Source organism: Pseudothauera rhizosphaerae, from assembly GCF_004801305.1.
GTDB lineage: Bacteria > Pseudomonadota > Gammaproteobacteria > Burkholderiales > Rhodocyclaceae > Pseudothauera > Pseudothauera rhizosphaerae.
The window spans coordinates 55,927-68,988 of record NZ_SSOD01000013.1; the positions used below are offsets into that span (position 1 = coordinate 55,927).

General features: G+C 70.7%; 17 protein-coding genes. 11 read left to right on the forward strand and 6 right to left on the reverse strand.

The genetic code is table 11. From position 1 onward, the window contains the following. Positions 1 to 113: 113 nt before the first annotated feature. Positions 114 to 464, forward strand: coding sequence for a DUF4870 family protein (locus tag E6O51_RS15420; RefSeq protein WP_136385895.1), 351 nt, complete (start codon positions 114 to 116; stop codon positions 462 to 464). A gap of 2 nt (positions 465 to 466) precedes the next feature. Here the strand turns inward: E6O51_RS15420 and yidD are convergent, their stop codons facing one another. From yidD to E6O51_RS15440, 4 genes are all read right to left on the reverse strand, one after another. Next, positions 467 to 742 carry a membrane protein insertion efficiency factor YidD gene (yidD, locus tag E6O51_RS15425; RefSeq protein ID WP_136385896.1) on the reverse strand — a complete coding sequence of 92 codons (276 nt, stop codon included), beginning with the start codon at positions 740 to 742 and terminating at the stop codon, positions 467 to 469. Further along, positions 742 to 1,881: a CobW family GTP-binding protein gene (locus tag E6O51_RS15430; protein WP_136385897.1), complete on the reverse strand. Its 1,140-nt coding sequence runs from the start codon at positions 1,879 to 1,881 to the stop codon at positions 742 to 744. Before E6O51_RS15430 ends, yidD begins: the two co-directional genes overlap by 1 nt. Continuing rightward, positions 1,871 to 2,296, reverse strand: coding sequence for an RNA polymerase-binding protein DksA (dksA, locus tag E6O51_RS15435; protein WP_136385898.1), 426 nt, complete (start codon positions 2,294 to 2,296; stop codon positions 1,871 to 1,873). Before dksA ends, E6O51_RS15430 begins: the two co-directional genes overlap by 11 nt. A gap of 138 nt (positions 2,297 to 2,434) precedes the next feature. After that, a complete protein-coding gene (locus E6O51_RS15440; protein ID WP_136385899.1) occupies positions 2,435 to 3,622 on the reverse strand; it encodes an aminotransferase-like domain-containing protein in 1,188 nt (395 codons plus the stop codon). 138 nt (positions 3,623 to 3,760) lie between these two features. Here E6O51_RS15440 and E6O51_RS15445 point away from each other — a divergent pair, with 138 nt between their 5' ends. Genes E6O51_RS15445 through E6O51_RS15455 form a run of 3 tightly spaced genes read left to right on the forward strand, consistent with a single transcriptional unit; the run spans position 3,761 to position 6,420 of the window. Then, the gene (locus E6O51_RS15445) at positions 3,761 to 4,957 is read left to right on the forward strand and encodes a lytic murein transglycosylase (RefSeq protein ID WP_211091431.1); all 1,197 of its coding nucleotides are present in this window, start codon (positions 3,761 to 3,763) and stop codon (positions 4,955 to 4,957) included. 33 nt (positions 4,958 to 4,990) lie between these two features. After that, positions 4,991 to 5,662: a DsbA family oxidoreductase gene (locus E6O51_RS15450; protein ID WP_136385901.1), complete on the forward strand. Its 672-nt coding sequence runs from the start codon at positions 4,991 to 4,993 to the stop codon at positions 5,660 to 5,662. After that, entirely contained in the window at positions 5,659 to 6,420 is a 762-nt protein-coding gene (locus tag E6O51_RS15455) for an SDR family oxidoreductase (RefSeq protein ID WP_136385902.1), read from the forward strand. The genes E6O51_RS15450 and E6O51_RS15455 overlap by 4 nt, the downstream gene beginning before the upstream one ends. Positions 6,421 to 6,427: 7 nt before the next feature. Here the strand turns inward: E6O51_RS15455 and E6O51_RS15460 are convergent, their stop codons facing one another. After that, positions 6,428 to 6,625 carry a DUF2905 domain-containing protein gene (locus E6O51_RS15460; RefSeq protein WP_136385903.1) on the reverse strand — a complete coding sequence of 66 codons (198 nt, stop codon included), beginning with the start codon at positions 6,623 to 6,625 and terminating at the stop codon, positions 6,428 to 6,430. Between the two features lie 87 nt (positions 6,626 to 6,712). Between E6O51_RS15460 and E6O51_RS15465 the strand changes: the two genes are divergently transcribed. The 4 genes from E6O51_RS15465 (at position 6,713) to E6O51_RS15480 (ending at position 8,985) form a co-directional block, all read left to right on the forward strand. Next, positions 6,713 to 7,333, forward strand: coding sequence for a glutathione S-transferase family protein (locus tag E6O51_RS15465; protein WP_136385904.1), 621 nt, complete (start codon positions 6,713 to 6,715; stop codon positions 7,331 to 7,333). Then, positions 7,330 to 8,136 carry an alpha/beta hydrolase gene (locus tag E6O51_RS15470; protein WP_136385905.1) on the forward strand — a complete coding sequence of 269 codons (807 nt, stop codon included), beginning with the start codon at positions 7,330 to 7,332 and terminating at the stop codon, positions 8,134 to 8,136. Before E6O51_RS15465 ends, E6O51_RS15470 begins: the two co-directional genes overlap by 4 nt. A 204-nt stretch (positions 8,137 to 8,340) precedes the next feature. Beyond that, complete coding sequence (locus E6O51_RS15475; protein ID WP_136385906.1) at positions 8,341 to 8,547, forward strand: hypothetical protein; 207 nt, start codon at positions 8,341 to 8,343, stop codon at positions 8,545 to 8,547. Positions 8,548 to 8,712: 165 nt separating this feature from the next. After that, complete coding sequence (locus E6O51_RS15480) at positions 8,713 to 8,985, forward strand: hypothetical protein (protein ID WP_136385907.1); 273 nt, start codon at positions 8,713 to 8,715, stop codon at positions 8,983 to 8,985. A 12-nt stretch (positions 8,986 to 8,997) separates the two neighbouring features. Here E6O51_RS15480 and E6O51_RS15485 read toward each other — a convergent pair whose 3' ends face one another. After that, positions 8,998 to 10,158: a class I SAM-dependent methyltransferase gene (locus E6O51_RS15485; protein WP_136385908.1), complete on the reverse strand. Its 1,161-nt coding sequence runs from the start codon at positions 10,156 to 10,158 to the stop codon at positions 8,998 to 9,000. A 122-nt stretch (positions 10,159 to 10,280) separates the two neighbouring features. Here E6O51_RS15485 and E6O51_RS21915 point away from each other — a divergent pair, with 122 nt between their 5' ends. From E6O51_RS21915 to ttcA, 3 genes are read left to right on the forward strand one after another with little or no spacing between them, the layout of a single operon-like run. Then, entirely contained in the window at positions 10,281 to 11,111 is an 831-nt protein-coding gene (locus E6O51_RS21915; RefSeq protein ID WP_168735297.1) for a hypothetical protein, read from the forward strand. Then, on the forward strand, positions 11,108 to 12,088 hold the full coding sequence (locus E6O51_RS15490; protein WP_168735298.1) for an NAD(P)/FAD-dependent oxidoreductase: 981 nt from the start codon (positions 11,108 to 11,110) through the stop codon (positions 12,086 to 12,088). The genes E6O51_RS21915 and E6O51_RS15490 overlap by 4 nt, the downstream gene beginning before the upstream one ends. Before the next feature lie 33 nt (positions 12,089 to 12,121). Continuing rightward, a complete protein-coding gene (gene ttcA / locus E6O51_RS15495; RefSeq protein WP_136385910.1) occupies positions 12,122 to 13,021 on the forward strand; it encodes a tRNA 2-thiocytidine(32) synthetase TtcA in 900 nt (299 codons plus the stop codon). Positions 13,022 to 13,062: the final 41 nt, after the last annotated feature.

The window sequence follows — 13,062 nt, forward strand, 5'->3', positions numbered from 1 at the left end:
ATGGGCGCGCTGCTGTGAAGCGCCCCTTGTGCGCTGCGGGAGGATGGGGTTGAATGCCGTGGCGCTATGCAGCACTTCGGCAATAAGAATCCATCCGCAAAAGGAGAACACGCATGACCGAAATCACCGTCGTCGACGAACGCGAGAAGGCCAACAAGACCATCACCACCATCATCTACGCGCTGTATGCTGCCTCGCTGATCATCGGCATCACGTGGCTGGTGGCGATCATCATGAACTACGTGAAGCGCGGCGACGTGGCCGGCACCTGGCTGGAAAGCCACTTCCGCTGGCAGATTCGCACCTTCTGGTTCGGCCTGCTGTGGGGGGTCCTGGGCGCGATCACGCTTCCCCTGTGGGGCCTCGGCGCCATCGTGCTGATCGCCAACCTGGTGTGGTTCATCTACCGCATCGTCAAGGGCTTCCTGCGCCTCAACGACAACAAGCCCATGTACGCCGACTGAAACTAGCGCGGCCCGTGGTCATGGCCGCAATCACAGCCGTGGCCGCCACCGTCCGCCCGCGGCGGCACCGGGTCGAAGCCGCCCGGGTTCCACGGGTGGCAGCGCAGGATGCGGCGCAGGGCGAGCCAGGAGCCCTTGAGCACGCCGTGGGTGTCCAGCGCTTCCAGCGCATAGTGCGAGCAGGTGGGGTAGAAGCGGCAGCGCGGCCCCAGCAGCGGGCTGATGAAGAGCTGGTAGGCGCGGATCAGCCCGCGCAGCAGGGTGCGCACCGGGTTCATCAGGCGGCCTCGGCCGCGGGGGCCTGGCCGGTGAGGCTGGCGAGGATGACTTCCACCTCGCTCTTCGGCAGCTCGCGCACGATGAACACCAGCCGGCTCCTGCGATCGCTACACGGGCCGCTGCGGGGCCAGGCGGGCAGGCTGGAAGGCGGATAGGCCACGTGCTGCACGCACTGCACGACGCGCGGCAGCGGATCGCCGGCCACGTCGAGCAGGCCCTTCACGCGCAGGATGCGTTCGCCATAGACCTGCAGGATGAGCCCCAGCGCATCGGCGAAGCCGTACCATTGCAGCGGCTCGTCGAAGCGGATCACGTAGCTCGTCACGCTGTCGTCGTGGCGCGAAGGCGGGGCCGCCGGACGCACCACGGCGCCACCCTTGCGCCACGCCATGGGCGCCGCACGGGCCGCGCGCTCGGCCTCCTGCCGGCGCACCTTCTCCTCGCCCAGCCAGGCCGCCACATCCGGCAGCTTGCCGGCGGCGTCGTACAGCCCGCAGCCGAACAGGGCATCCACGCCGCCCGCGGCCGGCACGCCCCCATGCACCTCGATCTGCGGCGCGGCCGGGTTGAGTTCGGCGAGCCGCGCAGCCAGCGCGGCGCGCGCGTCCGCATCGGCCAGGTCGCACTTGGTGAGCAGCAGGCGGTCGGCCATGGCCACCTGGCGCACCGCCTCGCGCTGGGCGCCGAGCTGGTCGAGGGCGTGGGTGGCGTCCACCGCCGTGACCACGCCGTCGCAGCGGTAGCGTTCGGCGATGAAGGGCTCTTCCATCAGCGTGTGGATCACCGGGGCCGGGTCGGCCAGGCCGGTGGTTTCGATCAGCACGCGGGAGAACGGGCGGATCTCGCGGCGCAGCGCGCGCATGAAGAGGTCCTTCAGCGCGCGCACCAGATCGCCCTGCACGCTGCAGCACAGGCAGCCGGAATCGAGCAGCACCAGGGTTTCGTCGACCTTCTCGACCAGCAGGTGGTCGACGCCGACTTCGCCGAACTCGTTGATCAGCACTGCGGCGCCGTCCGCGCCGGGCTGCGCGAGCAGCCAGTTCAGCAGCGTGGTCTTGCCGGCGCCGAGAAAGCCGGTCAGGACGGTGACGGGGATGCGCCGTTCCGGCGCGCCCCCGGCGGGACCCTCAGCCGCCATGCATCTTCTTCAGCTTCTCGCGCCGCTCCTGGGCTTCCAGGCTGAGGGTGGCGGTGGGACGGGCGAGCAGGCGGCCGATGCCGATGGGCTCGCCGGTTTCCTCGCACCAGCCGTAGTCGCCGGTATCGATGCGGGCGATGGCTTCCTCGATCTTCTTCAGCAGCTTGCGTTCCCGGTCGCGCACGCGCAGTTCCAGGGTGTGCTCCTCTTCCACGCTGGCGCGGTCGGAGGGGTCGGGCGTGGCCTCGTTCTCCTGCAGGTGCGAAGTGGTTTCCTGCGCGTTGTCCAGCAATTGGCGCATCTCCTCTTCCAGCCGGTGGCGGAAGAAGGCGAGCTGTTCCGGCGACATGTAGTCGTCGGGCGAGGCCGCGAGCAGTTCCTGCTCGGTCGGCAGGGTGTTGGCGATGGCGTTCATCCTGGCTCCCTTCGTATTTCCGTGAGTTGTTCTACGCAAGGCCGGCAGCATAGCAAAAGGCTTGCGTACGTATCGCCCCGTCCCGGCATTGTAACGGCAGCGATGAACTCCGGGGGCCTCCCGCCCGACCCTGCCGCTTCAGGCGGCCACGGCACCGCTCGGGACTGCGTTGAGGGCTTCGGCCAGGACCTCGCCGAGGATCGCCACGCCGCGCTCGATGCGCTCGGCCGGCACGGTGACGAAGGCCAGGCGCAAGGTGTTGGCGCCCGGCTCGCCGGCATGGAAGGCGGCGCCGGGCACGAAGGCCACGTTGCGCGCCACCGCGCGCTGCAGCAGTTCGCCCGCGTCCAGCGCCTGCGGCAGGGTCAGCCAGACGAACATGCCGCCCTGGGGCCGGTTCCAGCGCACGCCGGCCGGCATGTGGCGCGCCAGCGCGTCGAGCATGGCCCGGCACTGGGCCGCATAGAGGGCGCGCACGCCCTCCAGGTGGCGGTCGAGCAGGCCGTCGCGCACGGCCTCATGAGCCAGCACCTGCACCAGACTGGGGGTGTGCAGATCCGCGGCCTGCTTGGCCTGAACCACCTTGCGGACCAGCGCGGGCGGCGCGATCAGGTAGCCCAGGCGCAGGCCGGGGGAGAGCACCTTGGAGAAGCTGCCCAGATGGGCCACGCCGTCCGGGTTCAGGGACAGCAGCGAGGGCAGGCGGGTGCCGTCGTAAGCGAGTTCGCCGTAGGGGTCGTCCTCCACCAGCAGCAGGCCCAGCTCCCGCGCACGCTCCACCAGTGCTGCCCGGCGCGCGACCGGCATGCGCCGCCCGGTGGGGTTCTGGAAGTTGGGCTGGGCGTAGAGGAAGCGCGCATCGCCCACGGCGGCGGCGTCCAGCGCCGCGGGCAGCGGGCCGTCGTCGTCCGAGGACAGGGCGCGGAACACCGGCTCGTAGAGCGAGAAGGCCTGCAGCGCGCCGAGATAGGTGGGCGTCTCCACCAGCACCGCGCTGCCGGGGTCGATGAGCACCTTGCCCAGCAGATCCAGCGCCTGCTGCGAGCCCGTGGTCATGACGACCCGCGCCGGGTCCACGCCCTGGCGCGCCGCCACCCATTCACGCAGCGGCGCGTAGCCTTCGGTGGGGCCGTACTGCAGCGCCGTGTGCGCGTGCTGCGCAAACAGGCGCTCGCCCGCGCGCGCCAGCGCCTCCACCGGAAAGCTCGCCGGCGAGGGCAGGCCGCCGGCGAAGGAGATGACCTCCGGCCGCTCGGTGACCTTGAGAATCTCGCGGATGGCGGAACTGGTCAGCGCCTCGGCGCGGCGCGAGAAGGCGATGTTCATGGCTGCGATACCGTTCTGGACAGGGAAGCCCCGAGCCTAGGACGAACAAACCCATGCGTACCGGTACAGTTGCGCACACAATCCGGAAAACTGTGCCGGTCGTCCGGCCGGTAGCGGGTTCGGCTTAGAATGCCCCCCATGAAACGACCGCTCCGCCTCCTCCTCGCCGCCAGCGCAGCCGCTGCTGCGCCCGCCGTCGCCGACGACGCGGTCTTTGCCGCCTGCCTGACCGAACTGCGCGGCGAGGCACCGTCCCGCGGCGTGAACACCGCCGCCTTCGACACCCTCACCCAGGGGCTCGCGCCGGACATGGCCGTGGTCGGCTTCCTCGATGCCCAGCCGGAATTCACCACCGCGATCTGGGACTACATGGCCGGCCTGGTGGACGAGGAGCGCGTGGCGGACGGCCAGGCGATGCTGCGGAAATGGGCTGAGGTGCTGGCCGCCGTCGAGGCGCGCTACGGCGTGGATGCGGCCACCGTGGTGGCGGTGTGGGGCGTCGAGAGCAACTACGGGCGCAACTTCGGCAAGCGCCCGCTGCTGCAGTCGCTGGCCACCCTGTCCTGCTTCGGGCGGCGCCAGCCCTTCTTCCGCGGCGAGTTCTTCACCACACTGCAGATCCTGAAACTGGGCCACGTGGCCCCGGACCGCCTTACCGGCTCCTGGGCGGGCGCCTTCGGCCACACCCAGTTCATGCCCTCTACCTTCATGCGCCTGGCGGTGGACTTCGACGGCGACGGCCGCCGCGACCTGGTGGACAGTGTGCCGGACGCGCTGGCCTCCACCGCCAACTTCCTCGCCGATGCCGGCTGGCAAGCCGGCCGGCCGTGGGGCATCGAGGTGCGCCTGCCGGAAGGCTTCGACCCTGCCCAGGCCGGTCGGCGCAAGCGCCGCACGCTGGACGAGTGGCAGGCTGCGGGACTGGCCCGCGCCGACGGCAGCCCCTTGCCGGGCGGAGAGGAGACGGCCGGCCTGATCCTGCCCGCCGGCCCCGCGGGCCCGGCCTTCCTGACCCTGAAGAACTTCGACGCCCTGTTCGGCTACAACGCGGCGGAAAGCTACGCGCTGGCCATCGCCCACCTCGCCGACCGCTTGCGCGGGGCGCCCGCCGGCTTCCACACCCCGTGGCCCACCGACGACCCCGGCCTGTCCCGCGCCGAGCGGCGCGAGGTGCAGCAGTTGCTCATCGCGCGCGGCCACGACATCGGCGAGCCCGACGGCGTGCTCGGAGCCAGGACCCGGCGCGCCATCGCCGACCTGCAGCGCCAACTCGGCCAGGAACCCGACGGCCGCGCCGGACGGCGCCTGCTGGACTGGCTGCGCAACCCGGACTGACGTCCCCCCACCCCCTTACCTGCGGTCCTTCGCATGCCCCTGACCATCGATCTCGTTTCCGACTTCGTCTGCCCCTGGTGCTTCCTGGGTAAGGTGCGCCTGGACAGGGCCCTGGCCGAACTGCGCGCCGAACGCCCGGGGCTGGAGGTGCAGATCAACTGGCTGCCCTTCTTCCTCGACCCGGACGCCCCGGCTGCCGGCGAGCCCTACCGGCCCTTCCTGGAAACCAAGTTCGGCGGCCCGCAAGGCGCGGACGCGGTGCAGCGCCAGGTGGCCGAGGCCGCCGCGGAGGACGGCCTGGTGTTCGCCTTCGACCGCATCGCGGTGCGCCCGAACACCCTCAAGGCGCACCGCCTGTGCTACCGCGCCCAGCGCCTGGGCAACAGCCCGGCCCACGTCAAGGCCCTCACCGACGCGCTCTTCGCCGCCCACTTCCAGCAGGGCCTGGACATCGGCAGCAGCGCGGTGCTGGCCGACCTGGCGGTGGCCGCGGGTGGCGAGCGCCGCGACGAGGTGCTGGATTACCTCAACGGCCACGAGGACGCCGCCGCGGTGCGCCGCATGGCCGCCGGCATCCAGCAGCAGGGCGTGCACAGCGTGCCCTTCTTCATCCTCAACCGCAGCCTGGGCATTTCCGGCGCCCAGTCCGCCGCCGTGCTGGGCGCGGCCATCCTGCAGTCCCTGGGCGAAGGAGGACGGGCATGAGCACCGGCACGAAACTCGCCATCGTCACCGGCGCCGGCAGCGGCATCGGTGCCGCGCTGACCGGCCGCCTGGTCGAACGCGGCTGCGCGGTACTCGCCGTCGGCCGGCGCGCGGCCCTGCTGGAAGCGCTGGCCGAACGCCATGCGGGCAAAGTGGAGCCGCTGGCGCTGGACGTGGGCACGGAGGATGCCCCGGCACGGCTCGTCGCCGCCCTCGGCGGGCGGGCGCCCGGCTACGTCGTCCACAACGCCGCCGTGCTCGCCCCCGCCGGTCCGCTGGCCGATCTGCGGCGGGAAGCGTTCTCCGCCCACCTGCAGACCAACCTGCTCGCTCCCCTTTTCCTCACCCAGGCGCTGCTGCCCGTGCTGGCCAGGGGCGCACGCATCCTGCACGTGTCCTCGGGCACGGCCCACCGTGCGCTGGCGGGCTGGGGGCCGTACTGCATCTCCAAGAGCGCGCTGCACATGCTCTACCAGTGCTGGCGCGAGGAAGTGCGCGAGCGCGGCATCCTGGTGGGCAGCGCCCGCCCCGGCGTGGTGGATACGCCCATGCAGGCCCAGATCCGCGCCCTGGACGAGGCGAGCTTCCCGGACGTGGAAGCCTTCCGCCAGCTCAAGGAGAACGGCCAACTCGCCACGCCGGACACGGTGGCGCGCTTCTTCTGCTGGCTGCTGTTCGACGCCGATGCGGCGCAATTCACCGAGCGGGAGAACGACATCCGCGACGCCGAACTGGCCGGATATTGGCAGGGCGCGTAGTCGCCGGTCACAGCATGCGCAACAACAGCCACGCCAGCAGGGAAAGCAGCACGGTGCTGGCGAACGGAAAATGGTAGGCTCTGCCCCGGAAACGGAAAGCCAGGTCGCCGGGCAGGCGCCCCAGGCGCAGGCCGCCGGCGCTGCGCGGGCCCATCAGGCCGGCCAGCAACACGACGACCAGGATCACCACCAACCACTTGAGCATTGCGTTGTCTTTTGCCGGCAAAACCGGCATTAGACCACGTGCCAGGCACCGCCACCGGCCACCGCCGGCAGAGAGAACGACCGACGCATGATCACCCTGTACACCTGGGGCACCCCCAACGGCCAGAAGATCTCCATCGCCCTCGAAGAACTGCAATTGCCCTACGAAGTCCGCCCGGTGGATATCACCCGCGGCGAGCAGTTCGACCCGGCCTTCCTCGCCATCAGCCCCAACAACAAGATTCCGGCCATCGTGGACAGCGACGGCCCGGGCGGCGAACCCATCGCCCTGTTCGAATCCGGCGCCATCCTGATCTACCTGGCCGAAAAGGCCGGCCGCCTGCTGCCGGCCGGACCGCGGTCGCGCTACGAGACGCTGCAGTGGCTGATGATGCAGATGGGCAGCGTGGGGCCGATGCTGGGCCAGGCCCACCACTTCCGCCGCTTCGCGCCGGAGAAGATTCCCTACGCCATCGAGCGCTACACGAAGGAGACGGCACGCATCTACGGCGTGCTGGACAAGCACCTGGCCGGCCGCGAATGGCTGGCCGGCGAACAGTATTCGATTGCCGACATCGCCACCTGGCCGTGGATCGCGCGGCACGAGTGGCAGGGCATGGACCTGGTCGACTTCCCCAACCTGAGGCGCTGGTTCGACACGATCGCCACGCGCCCCGCCGTCCAGCGCGGCATGGAGATCCCACGATGAACACCAACCGCTTCGGCGACCTCGAAGTCCTCTGTCGCGCGCCGGCCGGCCGGCACATCCGCCCCACGCCGCTGCTCTTCGTGCACGGCGCCTACACCGGCGCCTGGTGCTGGGACGAGCACTTCCTGCCCTGGTTCGCCGCGCAAGGGTGGACCAGCTACGCGGTGTCGCTGTCCGGCCACGGCGCCAGCCGGCGCCGCGCGCCGCTGGATTCCTTTTCCCTGGACGACTACGTGGCCGATCTGGCCGAGGTGGTCGCCAAGCTGCCCGAAATGCCGGTGCTGGTCGGGCATTCCATGGGCGGCATGGTGGTGCAGAAATACCTGGAACAAGGCGACGCGCCGGGCGTGGTGCTGATGTCCGCGGTGCCGCCCCAGGGCCTGATGAGCTCGGCCGTGGGACTGATGTTCAAGAAGCCCAACCTGCTGGTGGATCTGAACCGCATCATGGGCGGCGGCCAGCCGCAGCTCGAAAGCCTGCTGGAAGCGCTGTTCCACCAGCCCGTGGACGACGACACCCTGCTGCGCTACTACCATTTGTGCCAGCCCGAATCCCACCGCGCGATCTGGGACATGACGCTGTTCAACCTGCCGCGCCCTGCGCTGATGCACCGTCCGCCCATGCTGGTGCTGGGAGCCGAGCACGACCAGTTGATCCCGCCCGACCAGGTGGAGATGACCGCCGCCACCTATGGCCGGCGCGCGGAGATCCTTCCGGGCCTGGGCCACGGCATGATGCTGGAGCGCGACTGGGAGCGGGCGGCCCGGCACGTCGCCGAGTGGCTGATCGAACGCGAACTCTGAGCGCACAGGCCGCGGCAGCGGCGTGAAATACTGCCGCATCAGGGTTCCCCCCTACTGGAAGATGGCGCGCCGCGGCCCCATGATCGAATCAGGGGCACCCGCTGCGGGTGCTTCACCGCCAGTGCCTGCCGCTCAAGTCCGGCCCGTCGCGGCCGTAAAAGGACTCAGGAAGCACTCGTTTCGGCAAGCATTGCGGAGGTCATCATGGTGATCGTCATGGACATGAGCTCGGGCAAGCCGGCTGCCATCGAAGCGCCGGCCTACGACGACGAAGTGCTCAACGCGAGTTGGCTGCCGCAGCCCGAAGTGGCGCCGCAACTGCAGGAGCATCCGACGGCGGAGGTGAGGCGCATGCCGCCGCCGGAGGACGTCGAGGCCTTCCTGAAGGCGGTGTACCGCTACCAGGAATAGGCCGCGCCGCGCCGCGGCCGGCGCGGGCGGGAAGTGCGGGTGTTTTCGGCGCCTGCAGGGTTTTCCGCATCTCCACGGCCGGCGCGATCAAGGGTTCCGGGCGCCGGCGGCCCCATCCAGGCAGCACGGGATGCGCGCCGCCCGCACCGGACGGAGAGCAGCATCATGGACAGGATAAGTCTGGATCTCGTGGAGGGCGACCTCCGCACCCCCGGCGCCGGCCACGCCCGGCACGGAGGCATCCAACAGGCAGTGAACAAGGCCATCCGCGCGGGTTTCCACGTGGGCCTGCGGGTGCGCATCGGCCGCGTCGCCGGGCGCATCGTCGGCTACAACATCGGCGCCTACGGCCGCTACGGCGGCGCGCGCTACCCGCTGCTGGTGGACACGCGCTTCGGCCTGGCCAAGTGCAGCCTGCGCGAGGTGGCCGCGGCCTGAACGGGGTGCCGGCTACAGCGCGTGCAGCCGGTCGCCGCGCACGAAGCCCAGCAGCGGCCCCATCATGCCCCGCCCCACCGCCAGCACCTTGAACAGCTCCCCCATCTCCTGCGGTGCGGTGAGGCGCTGCACCGCCCGCGCCGCGCGGATGTAGTCCGCGCTTTCCTGCGGCCCGCGCCGCGCCAGGCAGTCCAGCACGCCGCAGTTGAACAGGAACTGGGCCTGGGTGGTGTAGCCGTACACCTCCAGCCCGGCGTCGAAGGCCGCCTCGGCCGCGACGGTGAAATCCACGAAGCTGGTGATGTCGTTCAGGCCCGGCCACAGGAAGGGGTCGCCGTGGGCGTGGTGGCGGTAGTAGCACAGCAGCGTGCCGGAAGAACGCGACGGCAGGTAGTACTCCGGGCGCGGATAGCCGTAATCCACCAGCAGCAGCGCGCCGGCCTGCAGGCGGGGCGCCCATTCGGCCACCCAGGCGCGCGCGGCCAGGCAGATCTCGGTGACGTATTCGCCTTCCGCCGGGTGGGGCAGGTCCAGCGCCCGGGCGGCGGCCAGCGCCGCGCCGGCGGCGGGGCGGTCGGCCCAGCGCAGCGTGCCGGCGTCGTCCAGGGCCACGCCGCGCTCGAAGACGCCCTCGGCCCGCAGCGCCACCAGATGCACCGGCATCACGTCCAGCACCTCGTTGGCCACCAGCGCGCCGGAGAAGGTGTCCGGCAGCGTGTCCAGCCAGCGCACGCGCGAAGCGAGGTGGGACGCCTTCTCCGCCAGAGTGTCGAACTGGCGCTCCCGCAGTTCGCCGGAGAGTTCCAGGATGTCGTAGCGCTCGGGCAGGCAGCCGCGGCGTTCCAGTTCCAGCAGCAGGTCGGCGGCCAGCAGGCCGGTGCCGGCGCCGGCCTCGATCACGTGGGGCGCGGAGGCGCGCATCACCTGCTCCACCTGGGCCGCCAGCGCCTGGCCGAAGAGCGGCGTGAGTTCCGGCGCGGTGATGAAGTCTCCGCCCGGACCGAACTTCCTCGCACCGCCGCTGTAGTAGCCCAGGCCCGGGGCGTACAGGGCGAGCTCCATGTAGCGCGCGAAGTCGATCCAGCCGCCGCCGGCATGAATCTCGGCGCGCAGCAGGTCGAGCAGGCGCGCGCTCTGGGCGAGCGCGTCGGCGGAAGGTCGGGGCAGGTTCATGGCGGGCCGGGAGATGCGGAACAACGCGCGATGATGGGGCGAGCGGCCGCCCCGCGCAAGGGCGCCACCGCCGGCGCCTATGACATAATCGCTGCCACGCCCCCCGCAGCAGGGATCGACGCATGGATGCCCACGACAATTCGCCGTTGAGCCAGGCTACGCCGCTGGGCCTGCTGCAGCAGGTCCGCCAGTTGTCCATTCCGGCGTGGGTGCGGTACGGCGCGCTGGCCCTGGCGCTGGCCACCTTCGCCGTGGGGCTGTGGCTGCTGGGCGCGGGCATCATCGCCTGCCACACCGCCGAGTGCGACGAGCGTCTGCTCGAAACGGGCTCGCGCATCGTCGCCGTCGCCTTCCTGCCCGTGCTCGTGCTGATCTATCTCGCCTTCGCCCAGACCGGCGTGGCGGCGCTGGCCCGCAAGAGCCGCGCCCTGCTGGCCGAAACCATTCCCACGGTGCTGGCCGCGCGGGGCGGCGACGCCGCCGCGATCGGGTCGCGCCACGACATCCTGCGCAGCACGGTACAGACCTTCCACAACGACGGCGTGCCGAGCGCACGCTACCGCCTGGAACTGGCACGCGCGGATTCGGCGGCGGAACTGTGGTTCCAGGTGGATCTGAACGTCTCCAAGGTGAACGTCACCGTCTTCATCCCGTGGGAGGCGCCCCGCCCGGCGCAGGAGGCGCGCGAATGGCTGGAGCGGTTTTTTCCGGTCAGCTTCGAGGGCGCACGGCACGAGGGCTACACGGTGGACAGCAGCATCGGCCTCATCGACGACGCCGAACGGCGCTTCGTGACCGTTTGCGCGCGCCGCCGCCTGGCCGCGGACTTTCTCTGGGACCCGGCCGCCAAGCTCTATTTCGCGCAGGATCTGCGCTACTTCCTGTTCTCGCTCGCCGGCGAGGGGTGGGAACTGCTCCGCCCCCCGCCCGCGCCGCCGCAGGCGCAGCCATGAAAGCGCGCGTCGCCATCCTGGGGGCGGGTCCGGCCGGCCTGTCGGCCGCGCTGTGGGCCCACAACCTGGGTCTGCTCCCGCTGGTGCTGGAGCGCACGGAGCGCACGGGCGGCAACCAGAACCTGAACTTCCTGCCCAACAAGTCGGTACTCGGCCAGGACGGCCCCACCGGCCCGGAACTCGCCCGGCGCTTCCATGCCCATGCCCGCGCGAGCGGCGTCGACATCCGCACCGGCGTGCACCTCGAACGCATCGCCCGCGGCGAGGGGGGCGGCGGCTTCGTGCTGTACCCGGCCCACGGCGGGGCGGATGCGGCCATGCCCTGCGCAGCGCTGGTGATCGCCACCGGTACGGCCTACCGCGGCACCGAGGTGCTGGCCGGGGTTCCGGGTTTCGCGGAACTGGCCGCGGAACGGGTGGCCTGCGGGCCGTTCGCCTTCGTCGGGCTGGAAGCACTGCGCGGCAAGTCGGTACTCATCGTCGGCGGCGGCGACAACGCGTTCGAGAACGCCAGCCTGCTGCTCGCAGTTGGCGCCACGGTGATCGTCGCGACACGCTCGCAGCCGCGCGCCCAGGCCGCGTTCATGGGGCCGGTGCTCGCCCACGGGCAGGCCGAGGTGCTCGCAGACAGCCGTCCGCTGCGCCTGGCGGCGGCCGGTGAACGCATCGCGGCCCGGCTGGCCACACCCGGCGGTGAGCGCGAGGTCGTCGTCGATCGCATCCACGTGCTGGCCGGCTACCAGCCCAACAGCACCGAACCGGCCGCCCTGCTGCTGGCGGGCACCGGCGAGCGGCTGCAGACCGACGATGCCGGCTACGTGCGCGTAGACGCCTGGGGGCGCACCGGCATCGCGGGCGTATACGCGGCCGGCGACGTGTGCGAGGTGGATTTCCCCTGCGTGGTCAGCGCCCTGGCGGGCGGCGCCCGGGCGGCCAAGATCATCGAGCGCGACCTGCGGGAGGCCGGTGACAGGTAAAATCGGCAGGTTTCCACCGTCCGGGCCGCCGCCGTGAGCACGCCTTCCCCCCAATCCGCCGAAACCCGCTTTTCCAACACCTTCCTGCGCCTCAAGAAGAAGCTCGAGCGCGGCGTGGGCGAGGCCATCGCCGACTTCAACATGATCGAGGACGGCGACACGGTGATGGTGTGCGTGTCGGGCGGCAAGGATTCGTACTCGCTACTGTCCATCCTGCTCGCGCTGCGGGAGCGCGCCCCGGTGGATTTCCGCATCGTGGCGATGAACCTGGACCAGAAGCAGCCGGGCTTCCCGGCCGAGGTGCTGCCGGCCTACTTCGAATCCATCGGCGTGGAGTACCGCATCGTCACCGAGGACACCTACTCCATCGTCAAGGACAAGATCCCCGAGGGCAAGACCACCTGTTCCCTGTGCTCGCGCCTGCGCCGCGGCATCATCTACCGCGTGGCGCGGGAGATCGGTGCCACCAAGATCGCCCTGGGCCACCACCGGGACGACATGCTGGAAACGCTCTTCCTCAACATGTTCTTCGGCGGCAAGATCAAGGCCATGCCGCCCAAGCTGGTCAGCGACGACGGCCAGCACGTGGTGATCCGCCCGCTCGCCTACTGCACCGAGAACGACATCGCGCGCTTCGCCCGCGCAATGGACTTCCCCATCATCCCGTGCAACCTGTGCGGCTCGCAGGAGAACGCCCAGCGCAAGCAGATCAAGGCCATGCTGGCCGGCTGGGCGCGGGACTACCCGGGGCGCATCGAATCGCTGGCTACCGCGCTGCAAAACGTGGTGCCCTCCCACCTGGCGGACCAGCGCCTGTTCGACTTCCAGGGCCTCGACCGCCACACCGTGGTGGCCGAGGGCGACACCGCCTTCGATCCGCCCGAACTGCCGCGCAGCGGCGGCGACGTGATCCGCATCACGCCACTGGACTGAGAAACCCCCACCGCCAATACGGGCACTTGCGTCGCCCAAGG